This window comes from Streptomyces sp. NPDC005794 (assembly GCF_042871445.1).
In the GTDB taxonomy this organism is placed as follows: domain Bacteria; phylum Actinomycetota; class Actinomycetes; order Streptomycetales; family Streptomycetaceae; genus Streptomyces.
The window spans coordinates 80,271-97,770 of sequence record NZ_JBIAIN010000023.1; the positions used below are offsets into that span (position 1 = coordinate 80,271).

The window sequence follows — 17,500 nt, forward strand, 5'->3', positions numbered from 1 at the left end:
ACCATTGACAAGTGTCGGTTTCGTTTCTCTACTGTGAACGCTCACAGCGTCATCCCGGCCGGTCCGTCGATGCGCCCGCTCGTCTCGTCAGGGGAGAAACCATGAAATACCGCACCGTCGCGGTGTCCACCGCCGCCGCTCTCGCCGCCACGGCCCTGCTCTCCGGGTGCGGCTCGGACGACGGCGGCGACGAGCCGGCCGCCTCCGGACCCGCCTCGCTGACCTACTGGGCGTGGGCGCCCGGCCTGGACAAGGTCGCGGACATCTGGAACAAGGGCCCGGGCAAGGAAGCCGGCATCACGGTCACGGTGAAGAAGCAGGCGTCGGGCGACGACCTCGTCACCAAGATCATCACGGCGGCCAAGGCACACAAGGCCCCGGACCTGGTCCAGGCCGAGTACCAGGCACTCCCCACCCTGGTCTCCAACGACGTCCTCGCCGACATATCCGAGGAGGCCGGCGACACGAAGAGCCAGTTCGCCGACGGGATCTGGCAGCAGGCGACGCTCGGCTCGGACGCCCTGTACGCGCTGCCCCAGGACTCGGGCCCGCTGATGTTCTACTACCGCCAGGACCTCTTCGAGCAGTACGGCCTGACCGTACCCACCACCTGGGACGAGTTCGCCGAGACGGCCCGCGCGCTGAAGAAGAAGGCGCCGGACAAGGACCTCACCACCTTCTCCTCCAACGACTCGGGCCTCTTCGCGGGCCTCGCCCAGCAGGCGGGCGCGAAGTGGTGGACCACCGGCGGCGACAAGTGGAAGGTCGCGATCGACGACCCCGCCACGCAGAAGGTCGCCGACTTCTGGGGCGGCCTGGTGAAGGAGGGCGCCATCGACAACCAGCCGATGTACACCCCGGCCTGGAACAAGGCGCTCAACACCGGCAAGCAGGTCGCGTGGGTCAGCGCCGTCTGGGCACCCGGCACGCTGACCACCGCCGCGCCCGAGACGAAGGGCAAGTGGGCGATGGCCCCGCTCCCCCAGTGGACCGCCGGTGAGAACGTCACCGGCAGCTGGGGCGGCTCCTCCACCGCCGTCACCAACGACTCCAAGAACAAGAAGGCCGCCGCCACCTTCGCGAAGTGGCTGAACACGGACCCCGAGGCGCTCGCCGCGCTGGTGAAGGAGGGCGGCATCTACCCCGCCGCGACGGCCGCCCAGACCGGCGGCGCACTCTCGAAGGCGCCGGACTACTTCTCCGACCAGCCCGACTTCTACACCGAGGCCGCGAAGATCGCCCAGGGCACCGCTCCCGCCGCCTGGGGCCCGAACGTCAACGTCGCGTACAGCGCCTTCAAGGACAACTTCGCCGAGGCCGCCAAGAACAAGGCGGACTTCGGCCCCGCCCTGACCGCCATGCAGGACGCCACCGTCGCGGACCTGGAGAAGCAGGGCTTCGGGGTCTCGGAGTGACCCGTACGCCCCGCGGGAAGGCGTACGGGGTCAAGAGCGCCCCGTACGTCTTCCTGGTCCCCGCCACCGTCCTGTTCCTGCTCTTCTTCGCCCTGCCCATCGGCTACGCCGTCCACCTCAGCTTCCGCAGGACCGAGGTCAAGGGGCTCGGCCTCGGCAAGGGCGCACGGGAGGAGATCTGGGCCGGTCTGTCCAACTACACCGACGCGCTCTCCGACTCGGAGCTGCTGCACGGAGCGCTGCGCATCCTCGGCTACGGCGCGATCGTCGTCCCGGTGATGCTCGGCCTCGCCCTGCTCTTCGCCCTGCTGCTGGACACCGACGGGCTCCGGCTGCGCGGCTTCAGCAGGCTGGCGATCTTCCTGCCGTACGCGATCCCGGGCGTCATCGCCGCGCTGATGTGGGGCTTCCTGTATCTGCCGGACGTCAGCCCCTTCCTGTACCTGCTCGACGCGATGGGGCTCCCGCAGCCCGATCTGCTGGACGGCGGACCGCTGTACCTCTCGCTGGCGAACATCGCGGTGTGGGGCGGCACCGGCTTCAACATGATCGTCATCTACACCTCGCTGCGGGCCATCCCCGCCGAGATCTTCGAGGCCGCGCGGCTCGACGGCTGCTCGCAGCTCCAGATCGCGCTGCGGATCAAGATCCCGATGGTGGCGCCGTCCCTGATCCTGACCTTCTTCTTCTCGATCATCGCGACGCTCCAGGTGTTCAGCGAACCCACGACGCTGAAGCCCCTGACCAACTCGCTCTCCACCACCTGGAGTCCGCTGATGAAGGTCTACCAGGACGCCTTCGTCAACAACGACATCCACGCGGCGGCCGCCCAGGCCGTCATCATCGCCCTCGCCACCCTCGCCCTGTCCTTCGGCTTCCTCAGGGCGGCCAACTCCCGTACGAAGCAGGGAGACTCCTGATGAGCACCCAGCCCCTCGCCGCCCCCGGCCGCCGGCGCCTCCCGCTCGTTCCGACCGCCGCGCTGCTCCTCGGCGCCGTGTACTGCCTGCTGCCCGTCGTCTGGGTCCTGGTCGCCTCGACGAAGTCCGGCAGCGAGCTGTTCTCCACCTTCACCTTCCTGCCCGGCTCCGGCTTCACCGACAACGTCGCCGACCTGACGGCGTACCGGGACGGCGTGTACTGGAAGTGGATGGCCAACTCGGCCTTCTACGCCGGGGTGGGCGCGCTGCTCTCCACAGCGGTGTCCGCGGTCTCGGGGTACGCGCTGGCCGTGTACCGCTTCCGAGGGAAGGAGACCGTCTTCAACATCCTGCTCGCCGGGGTGCTGATGCCCCCGGTGATCCTGGCCGTACCGCAGTACCTGCTGCTGGCCGAGGTCGACATGACCGACTCCTACCTGTCGGTGCTGCTGCCGCTGATCCTCTCCCCGTACGGCGTCTACCTCGCCCGGATCTATGCGTCGGCCGCCGTGCCGGCCGATGTGATCGAGGCCGGACGGATGGACGGCGGCGGCGAGTGGCGGATCTTCCGGACCATCGCGCTGCCGATGATGCTGCCGGGGCTGGTGACGGTCTTCCTGTTCCAGTTCGTGGCGGTGTGGAACAACTTCCTGCTGCCGTACATCATGCTCGGCGACGACGAGAAGTTCCCGGTGACCCTGGGGCTCTACACGCTCCTCCAGCAGGGTTCGAACACCCCGGCGCTCTACACGCTGGTGATCACCGGCGCGCTGCTGGCGATCATTCCGCTGATCGCCCTGTTCCTCGTGATCCAGCGGTTCTGGAGCCTCGACCTGCTCTCCGGCGCCGTAAAGTCCTGACAGCTCCTCAACAGGGCTTCCCTTGATGAAAGATCTTGCTCCATGAGCCGCACAGAACAGAACGGCGCGGGACGCCGCAGGCCACCGACGATCCACGACGTCGCCCGGGAGGCCGGGGTCTCCCGGGGCACGGTCTCCCGGGTGCTCAACGGCGGTCACAACGTCAGTCCGGCCGCGCTCGAAGCGGTTCAGGCCGCCATCCGACGGACCGGCTACACCGTGAACCGGCACGCCAGATCCCTGATCACCGGGCGCTCCGACTCGGTGGCGTTCCTGCTGACCGAGCCCCAGGAACGCTTCTTCGAGGACCCGAACTTCAATGTGCTGCTCCGCGGCTGCACCACCGCGCTCGCCGCGCACGACATCCCGCTGCTGCTGATGATCGCGGGGACGGAGGCGGAGCGCCGCCGCAACATGCGGTACATCGCCGGGCACGTGGACGGGGTGCTGCTGGTCTCCAACCACTCCGGCGACCCGGTCGCCGCCCAGCTGCACGAGGCCGGCGTACCGCTGGTGGTCTGCGGGAAGCCGCTCGGGCAGGGGTCACGGGTCAGCTATGTGGCGGCGGACGACCGCAACGGCGCCCGGGACATGGTGCGTTTCCTGTACGAGTCGGGGCGCCGCCGGATCGCCACGGTCACCGGGCCGCTGGACACCCCGGGCGGGGTGGACCGGCTCGCGGGGTACCGCGAGACGCTCGCCGAGTGCGGGCTGCCGGTCGACGAGACCCTGATCATGCCGGGCGACTACAGCCGGGCGGGCGGGGAGGCGGCGGCCACGCTGCTGCTGGAGCGGGCGCCCGATGTGGACGCGGTGTTCGTCGCGTCGGACCTGATGGCGCAGGGCGTGCTGAGCACCCTGGAGCGGGCGGGCCGACGGGTGCCGCAGGACATAGCGGTCGGCGGTTTCGACGACTCGCCCGCGGCGCTCGCGGGGCGCCCGGAGCTGACGACGGTCCGCCAGCCGTGGGACCGGATCAGCGCCGAGATGGTGCGGGTGCTGCTGGCACAGATCGGCGGGGAGGACCCGGCGGCGGTCATCCTGCCCACCGAGCTGGTGCGCCGGGAGTCGGCGTAGGGGCGGGTCCTGGGCGCACGGGCGGCGGGCAGCGCGGGGCGGATGAATCCGCCGCGCCCGGGTCTGCGCCGCGCTGGACGGTGCTCCCCGTGGTCGAGGAGACGGCCCGCCACGCGGGCCGTCCCGCACGATCCGCGAGCCCCCCGACGGTTCGCGTCAGACGGCGTCCAGTGCCGGGTAGTCGGTGTAGCCCTTGGCGTCGCCGCCGAAGAAGGTCGCCGGGTCCGGGGTGTTGAAGGGCCCGCCGGCCTTCAGCCTGGCCGGCAGGTCCGGGTTGGCGAGGAACAGCGCGCCGTAGGAGATGATGTCGGCGATCCCGTCGTCGATCACGGTGTGGTGCTCGGGTCCGGTCGGTCCTTCGGAGAAGACGTTGATGACGAGGGGCCCGGTGAACTTCTTGCGCAGAGCGAGCGTCAGTTCACGGCCGTCGGCCTGCTCCAGCACGTGCAGATAGGCGAGCCCGAGCGGTTCCAGCTCCGTGACGAGCGCGGTGTAGACGGCGTCCGGCTCGGGCTCCTCGATGCCGTTGTACGGGTTCCCGGGCGAGACGCGCAGCGCGGTCCGCTCGGCGCCGATCTCGGCGACGACCGCCTTGACCACCTCGACGGCGAAGCGGATGCGGGCGGCGTCGGAGCCGCCCCACTCGTCGGTGCGCAGGTTGGTGTTCGGGGCGAGGAACTGCTGGATCAGGTAACCGTTGGCGCCGTGCAGCTCGACCCCGTCGAAGCCGGCGTCGATCGCGTTGCGGGAGGCGGTGACGAAGTCGCCGACGGTCGTGCGTATCTCGGCGTCGGTGAGTTCGTGCGGCTCGACGAAGTCCTTCGGCCCCACATGGGTGTAGACCTGGCCGGGCGCCGTGACCGGGGAGGGCGCCACCGGGGTCAGGCCGTCGGGCAGCAGGACGGGGTGGCCGATCCGGCCCGCGTGCATGATCTGGGCGAAGATCCGGCCGCCCGCGGCGTGGACGGAGTCGGTGACCTTGCGCCAGGAGGTGACCTGCTCGGCACTGTGCAGGCCGGGGGTGGAGGGGTATCCCTGGCCGACCACGGAGGGCTGGATGCCCTCGGTGATGATCAGCCCGGCCGAGGCGCGCTGGGTGTAGTAGTCGACGGTGAGGTCGGTGGCCGTGCCTCCTTCACCGGCCCTGCTGCGGGTCATCGGCGCGAGGGCGATGCGGTTGGAGAGCTGCGCACCGGAGAGATCGATGGGGTCGAACACCGTGGTCATGAAAGCCTCCGAGGCATTTATGTGGTCGGCCAAGTAATCGGCGTCCGATCACTGTAACGTATTAGTTGGCCGACCAAGGTAAAGTTCACGAGGACGTCATGAACCCGGCAGGGCCGGGCGCTGACACCGCCACGAGGAGCCCCGATGAAGGCCGACAGCACCGCCCCCGCCGATCCCGCCCGCACCGGCGGGCTGCCCTGCGCGGCCCTCGGCGGCCCCGTCAGCCATGCCGTGTCGCGGGTCGCCCGGCTGCACAGGATGACAGCCGGCCGCATGCTCAAGGGGCTCGGGCTCTACCCGGGGCAGGAGTTCCTGATGATGCACCTGTGGGACACCGGGGCGGTGCGCCAGGCCGAGCTGATCAAGGCCATGGCCCTCGACCCGTCCACCGTCACCAAGATGCTCCAGCGCCTCGAACAGGCCGGGCACGTACGTCGCCGCCCCGACCCGGACGACCGGCGGGCCGTCCTGGTGGAGGCCACCGAGGAGAGCTCCGCCCTGCACGCCGAGGTGCGCAGGGCCTGGTCGGACCTGGAGGATCACACCCTCGCGGGACTCGGCACGGCCGAGCGCGCGGAGCTGACCCGGCTGCTCGCCAAGGTGGAGGAGAACCTCTGCCAGGAGGCAGGGGACTGCCCCGGGCCGTAGCCCGGGGCCCGGCTCAGCAGGACAGCGCGTCCAGGGCGCGGTCGACGTCGGCCCCGGTGTTGTACAGGTGGAAGGCCGCCCGCAGATTCCCCGCCCGGGCCGAGACCATCACCCCGGCCGCGGCCAGATCGGGCTCCCTGCCACCCAGGCCCGGTACGGCGACGATCGCGGAGGTGCCGGGCACCGCTTCGTGCCCGATCGACGCCAGCCCCTCCCGGAAGCGGGCCGCGAGCCCGGTCACATGGGCGTACACGGCGTCCACCCCGACCTCGGCCAGCAGGTCCAGGGACTGTTCGGCCCCGTGATAGGCGAGGAACGCGACCGCTTCGTCGAGACGCCGGGCGTCGGCGGCGAGCTTCTCGACCGGCCCGTACGTACTGTTCCAGCGATCCTCGGCCGCGACCCAGCCGGCGTAGAGCGGCGGCAGGGTCTCCTGCGCCTCCTCGGTCACGGTCAGGAACGACGCGCCCCGGGGGCACATCAGGAACTTGTACCCGCCGGTGACGGTGTAGTCGTACGCTCCGGCGTCCAGCGGCAGCCATCCGGCCGACTGGCTGGCGTCGAGCATCGTACGGGCGCCGTGTGCGGCCGCGGCCGCACGGACCGCGTCCAGATCGGCGACCCGGCCGTCCGCCGACTGGGCGGCGGAGAAGGCGACGAGCGCGGTGCCGGGCCGCACGGCCTCGGCCAGTCCGCTCAGCGGGACGTAGCGCATCTTCAGGTCACCGCGCACGGCGAAGGGGCTGACGACCGAGCTGAACTCCCCCGCAGGCGCCAGGACTTCGGCGCCTGCGGGGAGCGAGGCCGCGACGATCCCCACATGGGCGGCGACCGAGCCGCCGACAGCGACCCGTGCGGGCGTGACACCGGCGATCCGGGCGAAGCCGGCGCGGGCGCCGTCGACCGCGTCGAAGCTGCCCGCACCGCCCCGGACGCCGGCGGCGCACTCGTCGGCCAGCGCCTTGACGGCCTCGAGGGCACGGCGGGGCAGCAGACCACAGGTGGAGGTGTTGAGGTAGGTCGTTCCGGAAGCGAATTCGGTGGCCCTGGCCTGATCGATCGCAGAGGTCTCCATGCGGAACAGCCTGACGGCCGCACAACCCCACGTCAATCAGGTAACTTCCAGTGTCACACCCAAGAACTCCTTATACGCGCTGGTCGGGGGCGTCCGCCTGGGGCACTTCGCAGGCCCCGTCCGCGTCGCAGGCCGCCGCGTCCCCACCCACCTGAGTCAGACCGGTCACCTGGCGGTCCTTCCACGCCTGCTCCAGCGCCTTGCCGAAGACCTCCGCGGGCTGCCCTCCGGAGATGCCGTAACGCCGGTCGAGCACGAAGAACGGCACAGCGTTGGCGCCCAGTTCGGCGGCCTCACGCTCATCGGCCCGTACGTCGTCGGCGTACGCCTCGGGGTCGGCCAGCACCCCGCGCGCCTCCTGGCCGTCGAGGCCCGCCTCGACGGCCAGGTCTGCCAGCACCGCGTCGTCGAAGACGGAACGCTCCTCGGCGAAGTTCGCGCGGTAGACGAGGGTCAGCAGCTCGTCCTGGCGCCCACGGGCCTTCGCGAGGTGGAGCAGCCGGTGGATGTCGAAGGTGTTGCCGTGGTCACGCCCCTCGACGCGGTAGCCGAGCCCCTCGGCCCGCGCGTTCGCCGCGACGTTGGCCTCCATGCCCCGGGCCTCCTCGGGAGTACGGCCGTACTTCTGCGCCAGCATGTCGATGACCTGCTCGGTGTCACCCTTGGCTCGGCCCGGGTCGAGCTCGAAGGAGCGGTGGACCACCTCGACCTCGTCACGGTGGGCGAACCCGGCCAGCCCCTTCTCGAAGCGTGCCTTTCCGACATAGCACCACGGGCAGGCGATGTCGCTCCATATCTCGACGCGCATGACTCTTCTGCTCTCCAGCTCTGCTGTACGGGTGCGGAGGAAGCCTCCGCCGCTGGTTCAACGTGCGGATGGAGCGGCTGATTCCCGTGACGGGCCCGTACGGCGTCACACTGTGCCGGCCCGTCGGCCGGCGGCTGCCCCTCAGTGGTCCGCGCAGCACGGGGTGGGGTCGGGCACTTCGAACGGGACCAGGGTGCCGCCCACCGCGGGCATGGCGGCGAGCACCAGTTCGCCGTCCCGCCACTGCGGCCGGACGAACTCCCGGGTGACCACGCGCGGGTCTCGGGGTCCGGCCGGTCCGCCGTGCCGAGGACCTGGACCCGCTCGATCGCCGAACGGCTCGCCAGCTCGGCGACCGTGAGGATGCCCGTCGGAGCAGCGGCGCCCGGATACAGCACCGCCCGAACGCCGACATCGTCCGCGAGTCGATCGACGGCGCGAACAGCACGGCGCGGCGGGGCTGAAGCGGCGTAGAATCCGGGGGTGGATCTGCGGCTGGCGGCGTACGCCGTGTGCATCGAGGACGAACGGGTGCTGCTCGCCCGTCACGTAGCGCCCGAGGGTGAGACCAACTGGACCCTTCCGGGCGGCAGGGTCGAGCACGCCGAGGATCCGTTCGGCGCGGTGATCCGGGAGGTGGCCGAGGAAACCGGTCTGGACGCGGTGGTCGAGCGCCTGCTGGGGGTGGACTCCCGGGTGATCCCCGCGGCGGAGCGCCGCCTGCCCGGCAAGCCCGAGCTCCAGAACGTGGGGATCTTCTACCAGGTCCGCATCACCGGCGGCCTGCTCCGGCCCGAACCGAACGGTGAGACCGCCGAGTCGGTCTGGACTCCGGTCCCCGAGGTCGCCCGCCTCGGCCGGTCCTCGCTGGTCGACATCGGCCTCGCTCTGGCCCGGACCGTTCCGGCGACCGGCCACGTCCCCACCGTCCCGGTCGGCGGCCTGATCCGGCACTGAGATCGCGCCCGGCGGTTCAGCGCGCCCCGGGAGGTGCGCCGCCCGCGTCCGCTCCCCCGGTCACCGAGGACGCGACGGAGGAAGCCGATTCGGGGGTGTAGGTGTGGGGCGGGGCCGTGAAGGAGCCGGACCTGACCCGTCTGCCCGAGATCGCGCGCATGGTGTCGCAGGAGACCGAGGTGCCGCTGAGCGTGACCACGCCGATCGTGGGGAGCGGGGTGGGCACCATCTCCACCGGCACGCCGTTCGTCCACCCGCAGCTGTTCCAGCCCTACGACCCCCGTGAGCTGTTGGGCGTCGAACCGCGCATCCTGCTCACCCATCTGGCCAGCGCCCGGGTGATCACGGCGGTTGCCGCACGGCTCGGACGGGATCTGGACAGGGAACAGACGAAGGCGGCATCGCAATGGGTCAAGACCCGCGCCTACCGGCAGGGCCGCGCGCTGGTGGACGAGGAGGAGTTCGCGGGCTTCCTCGACGGCCTCGTCACCACCTCCTGAAAGGGACCACATGACCAGCAGCCCGACTGTCGGCGTCGAGCGCGTCCGCCAGGCCCTGTCCCACGGGCGGGCAGTGGTGCTCCCCAACCCCGCACCGCTGACCTGTGTCGTCGCGGCCACCACCCCACAGGCCGTCAACCTCGCCAAGGGACGGCCCGCCGGCCAGGCGGTCGCCCTGTGGATCCACCACTCCCGCACCGTCGGCACCGTGATCGACGCACTCGATCTCGGACCGGACCTGGCCGCGGCGGCCCGGCGGCTGCTGACCGAGGAGCGGGTGACCCTGCTCGCCCCGTTGCTGGAAGGCCACCCGCTGCCCGACTGGATGGGCCCGGCGGCCAAGGACGGGTGGACGCTGCTGTTCGGCGCTCGCTGGGCGCCCCTGCTCCCGGTGCTGGAGGAACATCCGGTCCTCTACGTCAGCAGCGCCAACCGCACCGGTCATCCGCCGGCTGCCACCGCCTCGGACGCCCGGGCGATGTTCCCTGACGACATCCCCGTCCTGGACCCCGCCGAGCTCCCCGGCACCCATGAGGAACGGGAAGGGACACCACGCGCGGCCACCACCACCGTGCGCCTGCACCCCGACGGCTCCGTCGGGCTGCACCGCAACGGTGCGCAGGACCGGCTGTACCCGCCCGGCGGCTATCCGGACCATCTGCGCACCACCTACCAGCTCCCTGGTGACCGGGCGCTGTCGGCAGATGACCGCCACCGGACGTCGTAGGAACGGCCGTCGGGGCCCGGACGGACTCCGCGAAGCCTCCCGGTCAGTGAAGTGGCTCCCCGCTGACGGCCGCAGGGCCCGGATCCTCTCGGATCCGGGCCCCTCGCGTGTGCGTGCTCCGTCAGCTGCCGTCCCGCAGGTCGCCCGGACCGGTGGGCCGGAAGGCGATCCGGTCGAACGACGCCGTGCAGCCCTCGCCGGTCGGTGACTGGACGAGGAAGCCGATACGGGCGGCAGCCCGCTCCTCCTCCGTACCGAGGGTGAACAGCCGGACGAAGGTCCACCGCTCGCCGTCCGCCGAGGCGTGGAAGGCGAAGGCTCCGCCGACGCGGCTGAGCCGCAGCCAGCAGCTGTCCCCCTCCACGACGGCGGAGTTCACGTCGTCGGACTGGCCCCGGGTGACCACGGTGCAGACCGTCGGGTGTTCCGGAGAGAGCTCCAGGCAGAGCTTCGCCCACTCCCGCTCCCCGACGTGGAGGTAGAGGACGCCCGCGTCGAAGGCGGCGGCGAAGCCGACGCGCACCCGGGCGATCAGCTGGAAGTCGCCCTCCGGCGCCACGCCCAGCAGGCGCGGTGCGTCGCTCGCGGGCTCCAGCTCGTCACCGCCGGGCGGGACGAAACGGTCCTGCTTCGCACCCGCCGAACCGGTCAGCACCCCGTCCGCGTACGCCCAACCGCCCTCGGGCCCGACGGGCTCCAGGGCGAAGGGGAGCTCGGACAGCCGTACCGCCGTCACGCGCGGCGTCCGTCGACCCGGCGCGGCAGGTTCTGCGGGTTCTCCTCACGGAGCTCCGGCGGCAGCAGTGCCTCGGGGGTGGACTGGTAGCTGACCGGGCGCAGCCAGCGCTCGATCGCGGTGGCGCCGACCGAGGTGGAGGTGGAGGTGGTGGCCGGGTAGGGGCCGCCGTGGTGCTGGGCGGGGGCGACGGCGACACCGGTCGGCCAGCCGTTGACCAGGACGCGTCCGGCCACCGGGGTGAGCTCGGCCAGCAGTCCGGCGGCGCTGCCGTCGGCCTCCTCCGTGGCGATCTGGAGGGTGGCGGTGAGGTTCCCCGGCAGGCGGGACAGCACCGCGGTGATCTCGTCGGCGGAGTCGTAGCGCGCGACGACGGTGACCGGGCCGAAGCACTCCTCCAGGAGCGCGTCGTGCGGGCCCTCCTGGGCCAGCCGCCGCGCCGGTACGGTGAAGAAGCCGGCGGAGACCGTGTGTTCGCCGCCCGCGCCCGGGGTGACCGGGGCGTCCACGTCCGGGAGCGCTGCCCGCTCGGCCACTCCGTGGACGAAGGCGTCGCGCATCCGGTGGTCGAGCATGACCCCGGCGCCCGTACCGCTCACCGTCTCGGTCAGCGACTTCAGCAGCTGGTCGCCCGCCTCACCGGTCGGGGCGAACACGAAGCCGGGCTTGGTGCAGAACTGTCCGGCGCCCATGGTCATCGAGCCACCGAGCCCGGCACCGATCTGCTCACCGCGCTCGGCGGCGGCCGCCTCGGTGACGACCACGGGGTTGAGCGAACCGAGCTCACCGTGGAAGGGGATCGGGGTGGGCCGGGCGGCCGCGGCGTCGAAGAGGGCGCGGCCGCCACGGATCGAACCGGTGAATCCGGCGGCGGAGACGAGCGGGTGCTTCACCAGCTCGACACCCGCCTCGAAGCCGTGCACCACGGTCAGGACGTCCTCGGGCAGACCGTGCTGCGCTGCCGCCCTGCGCAGGAGCGAGGCGCAGATCTCCGACGTCGCCGGGTGGTCGGGGTGAGCCTTGACCACGACCGGGCAGCCCGCGGCGAGCGCGCTCGCGGTGTCGCCGCCGGGGACGGAGAAGGCGAGCGGGAAGTTGCTTGCGGCGTAGACGGCGACGACGCCGAGCGGGATCTTGTAGCGGCGCAGGTCCGGCCAGGGCGGGGTCCTGCTGCCGTCCTCGTGGTCGATGTGGATGTCGAGGTAGGCGCCCTCGTCGACGACCTCCGCGAAGGCCCGCAACTGGGCGGCCGTGCGGGCCAGTTCGCCGGTCAGCCGGGCGGGGCCGAGCGCGGTCTCCGCGTCGGCCGCCTCGATGACGTGTTCCTGGGCCTCGGTGAGGAGGTCGGCCGCGGTGCGGAGGAACGCGGCGCGTACGGTGCGGTCGGCCAGCGCCCCACGCACCGCGTGCGCCGCCCGGACCGCGCGGTCGACCTCCTCCGCTGTAGCCTCCACCGCAACCTGCTCACGCGGGTTCCCCGTCCGGGGGTCGACGCTCCAGACTGGTGCTGCTGCCACCGTGTTTCCTTCCGGTCCACTGCCACACAGGAGAAGTTGTTCGGTATTCTGAACAGCGTTCCTGATCGTGAATACATGGGAACTCTATTTCCGGGCGCTCAGTGTTGGCAAGAAGTCGCAGGGTCGTACAAGAAGGCTGGAAGGGGCATAAGGCATGTCGGTAGGCGAGTCCGGTGGGGCACAGGTCAAGTCCGCGGTACGGACGGTGGAACTGCTCGAATACTTCGCGGGGCGCCCCGGTATGCACTCGCTGGCCGCCGTGCAGGAGGCCGTCGGCTACCCCAAGTCCAGCCTCTACATGCTGCTGCGCACGCTGGTGGAGCTCGGCTGGGTGGAGACCGACGCCACGGGCACCCGGTACGGGATCGGTGTGCGCGCCCTGCTCGTCGGCACCTCGTACATCGACGGCGACGAGGTCGTCGCCGCCGCCCGCCCCACCCTGGACCGGCTCTCCGACGACACCACGGAGACCATCCACATGGCCAGGCTGGACGGGACGAACGTGGTGTACCTCGCCACCCGGCAGTCCCAGCACTATCTGCGCCCCTTCACCCGCGTCGGCCGCCGGCTGCCCGCGCACTCCACCTCGCTCGGCAAGGCGCTGCTGGCGACCCACAGCGACGAGCAGGTCCGCAAGATGCTGCCCGAGACGCTGCCGGCGCTGACGGAGCACACCCTCACCGACCGCGAGAAGCTGATCGAGGAGCTGCACCTCATCCGCGAGCAGGGTTACGCGGTGGACCGCGAGGAGAACACGCTGGGACTGCGCTGCTTCGGCGTCGCGATCCCGTACCGCACGCCGTCACGCGACGCGATCAGCTGCTCGGTGCCGGTCGCGCGGCTCACCACGGCGCATGAACAGATGGTCAAGGACGCCCTGTTCGACGCCCGCGACCGGCTGACCCTCGCGACCCGGAGGCTCTGACCGGTGCACATCTCGCTGCGTGAGGTCCGGGACGCCGACCTGCCGTTGTTCTTCGCGTTCATGAGCGACCGGGAGGCGACCAGGATGGCGGCCTTCACCAGCGCCGATCCGTCCGACCGGGCCATGTTCAACGCCCACTGGCAGCGTATCCGCGCCTCGGACACGGTGATCATGCGCACGGTGCTCGCCGACGGTGCGGTGGTCGGCAGTGTCGGGGTGTACGGGTCGCCGGCCGAGCGTGAGGTCACCTACTGGGTGGACAGGGCGCACTGGGGCAAGGGGCTCGCGACCGCCGCGCTGCGGGTGCTCCTCGACGCCGTACAGGAGCGGCCGCTGCACGCGCGGGCGGCTGCCGACAACACGGGCTCGGTGCGGGTGCTGGAGAAGTGCGGGTTCACCGTGACCGGCACCGACCGGGGCTACGCCCAGGCGCGCGGCGAGGAGACCGACGAGCTGCTCCTGCGGCTGGACACCTGACCCGGAGGCGTCCGGCGGAGGCGGATCGTCGTCGCGCAGGAGGTGCGGCCGGCACGGCGAAGACGCATGTGGCGGCGGTGCTCGCGAGGACCGGCGCCCGGGACCCTGCGCAGGCGGTGATCGCGGCGTACGAGTCACGGTTCATCACTCCCGGCTGACCGGCCCTGCGCGCGCACCGGAGAAACCGGTGAGAAGGAACACGAACGGGAACGTACCCGGCGCCCCCATTCGTCCCTCCAGCGGGATGAACAAGACGATCAGGCGCGCCTCGGTCTTCTGTCTGCTGATGGTTCTCGCCCTGCTGGTGCGGGCGACCTGGGTGCAGGCGTACGAGGCCCGGGCGCTCGCAGACGACGAACACAACCGGCGGAACACGATCGCGCAGTACGCGCGGCCGCTCGGCGACATCATCGTGGCCGGCTCCCCGGTCACCGGTTCGAAGGAGACGGACGGCGACGACCTCCGCTACAAACGCACCTACACCCAGGGCGAGCTGTACGCGGCAGTCACCGGTTACAGCTCGCAGGCCTACGGGGCCACCCAGCTCGAAGGCATCTACAGCGATGTCCTCGACGGCACCGACGACCGGCTCAAGAGCCCCGCCGATGTGATCACCGGCAAGCAGGCGGCCCCCGGGGACGTGCTGACGACCATCGACCCGGACGTGCAGAAGGCGGCCTTCGAGGCGCTCGGCGACGACCGGGGCGCGGCGGTCGCGATGGACCCGGAGACCGGGCGGATCCTGGGGATGGTCTCCTCGCCCTCGTACGACCCCTCCGGCATCAGCGGGACGACGGACGGCGACGCCTGGCAGAAGCTGCTCGACGACACGGCCAAGCCACTGGTCAACCGGGCGCTGCGGCAGCCGCTGCCGCCCGGATCGACGTTCAAGCTGGTGGTGGCCTCGGCGGCGTTGGAGAACGGCCTGTACGGCTCGGTCGACGAGCCCACGGACAGCCCCGATCCGTACACCCTGCCGAACACGAGCACGGTCCTGTCCAACGAGAACCCTTCGGCGCCCTGCGAGGACGCCACGCTGCGCACCGCGCTCCAGTACTCCTGCAACAACGTCTTCGCGAAGGTGGCGGCCGATCTCGGCCAGGACAAGCTGAAGGCGATGGCGGACGCCTTCGGTTTCGACACGGAGAAGCTGGACGTGCCCGTGCGGGCGTCCGAGAGCGTCTACCCGACCGGTATGGACAAGGCCCAGACCGCGCTGACCGGGATCGGGCAGTTCGAGGTGACCGCGACCCCGATGCAGATGGCCATGGTCTCGGCCGCGCTCTCCGACGGCGGCGAGCTGGCCTCGCCGCACATGGTCTCCAAGGTGACCGACGCCGACGGCTCCACGCTGCAGGAGTACCCGGACGGCGACACCCGTCGGGTCGTGAAGGAATCGACGGCCGAGCAGTTGCGCAGCGCGATGGTCACCGTCGTGGAGGAGGGGACCGGCAGCAACGCGCGGATCGACGGTGCGGAGGTGGGCGGCAAGACGGGAACCGCGCAGAACGGCGTGGACAACAGCAACACCCCGTACGCCTGGTTCACCTCGTACGCGAAGGACGGCTCCACCGGCAAGCAGGTCGCGGTCGCGGTGGTCGTCGAGGACTCCGGGGCGGCGCGTTCCGAGGTCAGCGGCAACGGGCTGGCGGCGCCGATCGCGCAGAAGATGATGAAGGCGGCCCTGAAGGGGTGAGCCGTTCCGCCACCGCCCGGCGGGGCGGTGGCGGCGTGGTGGCTGCCGGATGCCTGCCGCACTCCGTCCTCGGTCCTGCGCCCGGGTGCGCGGTGTGATCGGGCTCCGTCGCAACTCCCCCTTCACCTCGGCCTTTGCGGGTTGCGGGCGAAGGCAGCCGTCGCGTCGGGGGCCGTGCTGCTGGCCGGCCTGGGGGTGGCGACGACCGCCGCCCCCGGCGCGGGCGGCCGTGGCGGACTGCACGCCGGGGATCTGAACACCTTCTCCGACGGCCGTTTCAAGGCCGGCGTCGGCTCCGACACGTGGGTGTGCTGACCTGCCGCGATCCTTCTCCGTGGCCCGCCGCCGGGTGAGCCTCCGGGGATCCCCGCGTCGTGAGGGGGCGACGCGGCGATCCCCCGGATCGTTCACCCGGCGCAGAGGGGTTCAGGTTTTCGCCGTGTTACGCCTTACTGGGAGGCTCACACGCGTCGAAGCGCTCCCGGAGTTCGCATTGGTACGCTCACGCCTCGCGAACGGAGTTGGGAACGTACACAACCCGTTCGAGCGTGCAGGGATCCCGTGCAGAGAAGAGGTACCCGTGGGCACAGTCCTGGATGATGCTGCTGCCGCCGAGTTCCACGCGTTCTTCGAGGCGCACTACGCCGAACTCGCCCGGCTCGCCCATCTGCTGACGGGCGAGGCCGACGCTGCGGACGATCTGGCCGCCGACGCGCTCATGGCGCTCTGGCACCGCTGGGACCGGATCAGGGGCGCCGACCATCCGGCGGCCTACGCGAGGGGCGTCGTGGCCAACCTGGCGCGTACGCGCATCCGCAGCGCGGTGCGTGAGCGCCGAAGGATCGCGCTGTTCTGGGCGCCCCGCGGGGCCGGGGACGGCTACGCGGCGGACGGGCCCGACGTGTCGGCCGTGGTGGACGTCCAAGAGGCCCTGCGCCGGCTGCCGTTCCGCAAGCGCGCGTGCGTGGTGCTGCGGCACGCCTTCGACCTGTCCGAACGGGACACCGCTCTGGTCCTCGGGGTTTCGGTGGGTACGGTGAAGAGCCAGACCTCGCGTGGTGTGGCGGAACTCCAGCGTCTGCTCGGGCCCCAGACCCCGGCGGCACAGGTACAGGTGGCGGCCGCCGGGCAGCACACCGGAGGAAGGCGATGATGGACGAGGACCTGCGGGAGCGGCTGCGCACGGCCGCCACGTCGCACCGCCCCGACCGGGCACGGATGCTGGCCCGGATCGAGCGCGGCATGGCGGAGGAACCGCCGGTCCGTCCCGCGCGCCCCCCTCGCATGCCGATGCCCTGGCTGCGGGTCGCCGGCGCGACGGCGGCGGTGTGCGGAGTGCTGACCGCCGGCGCGTTCGCTGTCACCTCGGCGGGGCAGGACGAGCCGGCGGGCGGGCAGCGGGTGGCCGCCGAGCCCGCGTCGCCCTCCCCGGACAGTGCGCCGTCCCCGAATCGCGGCGGTGCGCTGCCCGCCGGGAAGGGCCCGCTGTGGTCGGACGGTTCACTGAACCCGAACAGCAACAGCTACTGGTCGCAGAGCGAAGTGACGATCAAGACGGACCGGCCGTTGTCCTCGCTCACCGTCGAGCTCCGGATCGCGCTGAACGGCGGGGTGAGCACCACCGGTGCCTGGCGCTCCCTGCCGGAGCGGGACTTCGCGGCGTCGGCACGCGAGGAGGACGGTTTCCTCGTCTACCGCTGGGCCCTGAAGCCGGGACGGAGCGTGCCGACCGGTACGCACACCTTCGCGGGGCAGTACAACCACACGTCCGGCGCCCGTGACACCGGTCGGGACGACTACACGGCGCGTGCGGGCACGGCGGGTGAACAGACCTCCGTGGGCGGCGTCTTCACGGCGACGCACTGAGCGCGGGGGGTGGGACGGCTCGAAGAGAGGGCCGTCGCGGTGGGCGCGGAAAAAACATATCCGGAACAC

At 71.4% G+C, this 17,500-nt stretch carries 20 protein-coding genes and 1 pseudogene; 15 read left to right on the forward strand and 6 right to left on the reverse strand.

Annotated features, from left to right (window positions below; all coding sequences use genetic code 11):
• Nucleotides 1–101 precede the first annotated feature (101 nt).
• From ACFYQ5_RS30310 to ACFYQ5_RS30325, 4 genes are read left to right on the forward strand one after another with little or no spacing between them, the layout of a single operon-like run.
• A complete protein-coding gene (locus ACFYQ5_RS30310) occupies nucleotides 102–1,415 on the forward strand; it encodes an extracellular solute-binding protein (RefSeq protein ID WP_389202142.1) in 1,314 nt (437 codons plus the stop codon).
• Nucleotides 1,412–2,335, forward strand: a complete 924-nt coding sequence (locus ACFYQ5_RS30315) for a carbohydrate ABC transporter permease (RefSeq protein ID WP_389202144.1) — start codon at nucleotides 1,412–1,414, stop codon at nucleotides 2,333–2,335. Before ACFYQ5_RS30310 ends, ACFYQ5_RS30315 begins: the two co-directional genes overlap by 4 nt.
• Nucleotides 2,335–3,195, forward strand: coding sequence for a carbohydrate ABC transporter permease (locus ACFYQ5_RS30320; protein ID WP_389202146.1), 861 nt, complete (start codon nucleotides 2,335–2,337; stop codon nucleotides 3,193–3,195). Before ACFYQ5_RS30315 ends, ACFYQ5_RS30320 begins: the two co-directional genes overlap by 1 nt.
• Before the next feature lie 42 nt (nucleotides 3,196–3,237).
• On the forward strand, nucleotides 3,238–4,272 hold the full coding sequence (locus ACFYQ5_RS30325) for a LacI family DNA-binding transcriptional regulator (protein WP_389202148.1): 1,035 nt from the start codon (nucleotides 3,238–3,240) through the stop codon (nucleotides 4,270–4,272).
• Nucleotides 4,273–4,428: 156 nt separating this feature from the next.
• Here ACFYQ5_RS30325 and ACFYQ5_RS30330 read toward each other — a convergent pair whose 3' ends face one another.
• Nucleotides 4,429–5,499 carry an alkene reductase gene (locus tag ACFYQ5_RS30330; RefSeq protein ID WP_389202150.1) on the reverse strand — a complete coding sequence of 357 codons (1,071 nt, stop codon included), beginning with the start codon at nucleotides 5,497–5,499 and terminating at the stop codon, nucleotides 4,429–4,431.
• Nucleotides 5,500–5,643: 144 nt separating this feature from the next.
• Between ACFYQ5_RS30330 and ACFYQ5_RS30335 the strand changes: the two genes are divergently transcribed.
• Entirely contained in the window at nucleotides 5,644–6,147 is a 504-nt protein-coding gene (locus ACFYQ5_RS30335) for a MarR family winged helix-turn-helix transcriptional regulator (protein WP_389202152.1), read from the forward strand.
• A 13-nt stretch (nucleotides 6,148–6,160) separates the two neighbouring features.
• On the opposite strand, the gene ACFYQ5_RS30340 is transcribed toward ACFYQ5_RS30335, so the two are convergent.
• The 3 genes from ACFYQ5_RS30340 to ACFYQ5_RS30350 form a co-directional block, all read right to left on the reverse strand.
• A complete protein-coding gene (locus ACFYQ5_RS30340) occupies nucleotides 6,161–7,222 on the reverse strand; it encodes an aminotransferase class V-fold PLP-dependent enzyme (protein WP_389202153.1) in 1,062 nt (353 codons plus the stop codon).
• A gap of 70 nt (nucleotides 7,223–7,292) precedes the next feature.
• A complete protein-coding gene (locus ACFYQ5_RS30345) occupies nucleotides 7,293–8,030 on the reverse strand; it encodes a DsbA family oxidoreductase (RefSeq protein ID WP_389202154.1) in 738 nt (245 codons plus the stop codon).
• A 141-nt stretch (nucleotides 8,031–8,171) separates the two neighbouring features.
• A complete protein-coding gene (locus ACFYQ5_RS30350) occupies nucleotides 8,172–8,303 on the reverse strand; it encodes a hypothetical protein (protein WP_389202155.1) in 132 nt (43 codons plus the stop codon).
• A 210-nt stretch (nucleotides 8,304–8,513) separates the two neighbouring features.
• On the opposite strand from ACFYQ5_RS30350, the gene ACFYQ5_RS30355 reads away from it, so the two are divergent.
• The 3 genes from ACFYQ5_RS30355 to ACFYQ5_RS30365 all read left to right on the forward strand — a co-directional run bounded on the left by ACFYQ5_RS30355 (nucleotide 8,514) and on the right by ACFYQ5_RS30365 (nucleotide 10,214).
• Nucleotides 8,514–8,987, forward strand: coding sequence for an NUDIX hydrolase (locus tag ACFYQ5_RS30355; RefSeq protein ID WP_389202157.1), 474 nt, complete (start codon nucleotides 8,514–8,516; stop codon nucleotides 8,985–8,987).
• Nucleotides 8,988–9,103: 116 nt separating this feature from the next.
• On the forward strand, nucleotides 9,104–9,487 hold the full coding sequence (locus ACFYQ5_RS30360; RefSeq protein WP_389202158.1) for a hypothetical protein: 384 nt from the start codon (nucleotides 9,104–9,106) through the stop codon (nucleotides 9,485–9,487).
• A 10-nt stretch (nucleotides 9,488–9,497) separates the two neighbouring features.
• Nucleotides 9,498–10,214, forward strand: a complete 717-nt coding sequence (locus tag ACFYQ5_RS30365; RefSeq protein WP_389202160.1) for a hypothetical protein — start codon at nucleotides 9,498–9,500, stop codon at nucleotides 10,212–10,214.
• Between the two features lie 121 nt (nucleotides 10,215–10,335).
• Here ACFYQ5_RS30365 and ACFYQ5_RS30370 read toward each other — a convergent pair whose 3' ends face one another.
• Nucleotides 10,336–10,950, reverse strand: a complete 615-nt coding sequence (locus ACFYQ5_RS30370) for a DUF1349 domain-containing protein (RefSeq protein WP_389202162.1) — start codon at nucleotides 10,948–10,950, stop codon at nucleotides 10,336–10,338.
• Nucleotides 10,947–12,467, reverse strand: a complete 1,521-nt coding sequence (locus ACFYQ5_RS30375) for an aldehyde dehydrogenase (NADP(+)) (RefSeq protein WP_389202163.1) — start codon at nucleotides 12,465–12,467, stop codon at nucleotides 10,947–10,949. The genes ACFYQ5_RS30370 and ACFYQ5_RS30375 overlap by 4 nt, the downstream gene beginning before the upstream one ends.
• 154 nt (nucleotides 12,468–12,621) lie before the next feature.
• Here ACFYQ5_RS30375 and ACFYQ5_RS30380 point away from each other — a divergent pair, with 154 nt between their 5' ends.
• From ACFYQ5_RS30380 to ACFYQ5_RS30410, 7 genes and pseudogenes are all read left to right on the forward strand, one after another.
• Nucleotides 12,622–13,392 (forward strand): IclR family transcriptional regulator, encoded by a 771-nt coding sequence (locus ACFYQ5_RS30380; RefSeq protein WP_389202165.1) that lies wholly within the window; start codon nucleotides 12,622–12,624, stop codon nucleotides 13,390–13,392.
• A 3-nt stretch (nucleotides 13,393–13,395) separates the two neighbouring features.
• Nucleotides 13,396–13,869, forward strand: a complete 474-nt coding sequence (locus tag ACFYQ5_RS30385) for a GNAT family N-acetyltransferase (protein WP_389202166.1) — start codon at nucleotides 13,396–13,398, stop codon at nucleotides 13,867–13,869.
• A gap of 29 nt (nucleotides 13,870–13,898) precedes the next feature.
• Nucleotides 13,899–14,027, forward strand: a pseudogene (locus ACFYQ5_RS30390) (DNA-binding response regulator); the annotation flags it as partial.
• An 86-nt stretch (nucleotides 14,028–14,113) separates the two neighbouring features.
• Nucleotides 14,114–15,565: a peptidoglycan D,D-transpeptidase FtsI family protein gene (locus ACFYQ5_RS30395; RefSeq protein WP_389202168.1), complete on the forward strand. Its 1,452-nt coding sequence runs from the start codon at nucleotides 14,114–14,116 to the stop codon at nucleotides 15,563–15,565.
• Between the two features lie 141 nt (nucleotides 15,566–15,706).
• Nucleotides 15,707–15,880, forward strand: coding sequence for a hypothetical protein (locus tag ACFYQ5_RS30400; protein WP_389202170.1), 174 nt, complete (start codon nucleotides 15,707–15,709; stop codon nucleotides 15,878–15,880).
• A 265-nt stretch (nucleotides 15,881–16,145) separates the two neighbouring features.
• Nucleotides 16,146–16,718, forward strand: coding sequence for a SigE family RNA polymerase sigma factor (locus ACFYQ5_RS30405; protein WP_389202171.1), 573 nt, complete (start codon nucleotides 16,146–16,148; stop codon nucleotides 16,716–16,718).
• Nucleotides 16,718–17,431, forward strand: a complete 714-nt coding sequence (locus ACFYQ5_RS30410) for a hypothetical protein (protein ID WP_389202231.1) — start codon at nucleotides 16,718–16,720, stop codon at nucleotides 17,429–17,431. Before ACFYQ5_RS30405 ends, ACFYQ5_RS30410 begins: the two co-directional genes overlap by 1 nt.
• Nucleotides 17,432–17,500: the final 69 nt, after the last annotated feature.

Excerpts from the sequence above, each read along its gene's own strand:
- ACFYQ5_RS30410 (WP_389202231.1), top strand. The coding sequence starts at position 16,718 with ATGGACGAGGACCTGCGGGAGCGGCTGCGCACGGCCGCCACGTCGCAC.
- ACFYQ5_RS30330 (WP_389202150.1), bottom strand. The coding sequence starts at position 5,499 with ATGACCACGGTGTTCGACCCCATCGATCTCTCCGGTGCGCAGCTCTCC.
- ACFYQ5_RS30340 (WP_389202153.1), bottom strand. The coding sequence starts at position 7,222 with ATGGAGACCTCTGCGATCGATCAGGCCAGGGCCACCGAATTCGCTTCC.
- ACFYQ5_RS30380 (WP_389202165.1), top strand. The coding sequence starts at position 12,622 with ATGTCGGTAGGCGAGTCCGGTGGGGCACAGGTCAAGTCCGCGGTACGG.
- ACFYQ5_RS30345 (WP_389202154.1), bottom strand. The coding sequence starts at position 8,030 with ATGCGCGTCGAGATATGGAGCGACATCGCCTGCCCGTGGTGCTATGTC.
- ACFYQ5_RS30320 (WP_389202146.1), top strand. The coding sequence starts at position 2,335 with ATGAGCACCCAGCCCCTCGCCGCCCCCGGCCGCCGGCGCCTCCCGCTC.
- ACFYQ5_RS30395 (WP_389202168.1), top strand. The coding sequence starts at position 14,114 with ATGAACAAGACGATCAGGCGCGCCTCGGTCTTCTGTCTGCTGATGGTT.
- ACFYQ5_RS30335 (WP_389202152.1), top strand. The coding sequence starts at position 5,644 with ATGAAGGCCGACAGCACCGCCCCCGCCGATCCCGCCCGCACCGGCGGG.
- ACFYQ5_RS30365 (WP_389202160.1), top strand. The coding sequence starts at position 9,498 with ATGACCAGCAGCCCGACTGTCGGCGTCGAGCGCGTCCGCCAGGCCCTG.
- ACFYQ5_RS30310 (WP_389202142.1), top strand. The coding sequence starts at position 102 with ATGAAATACCGCACCGTCGCGGTGTCCACCGCCGCCGCTCTCGCCGCC.
- ACFYQ5_RS30325 (WP_389202148.1), top strand. The coding sequence starts at position 3,238 with ATGAGCCGCACAGAACAGAACGGCGCGGGACGCCGCAGGCCACCGACG.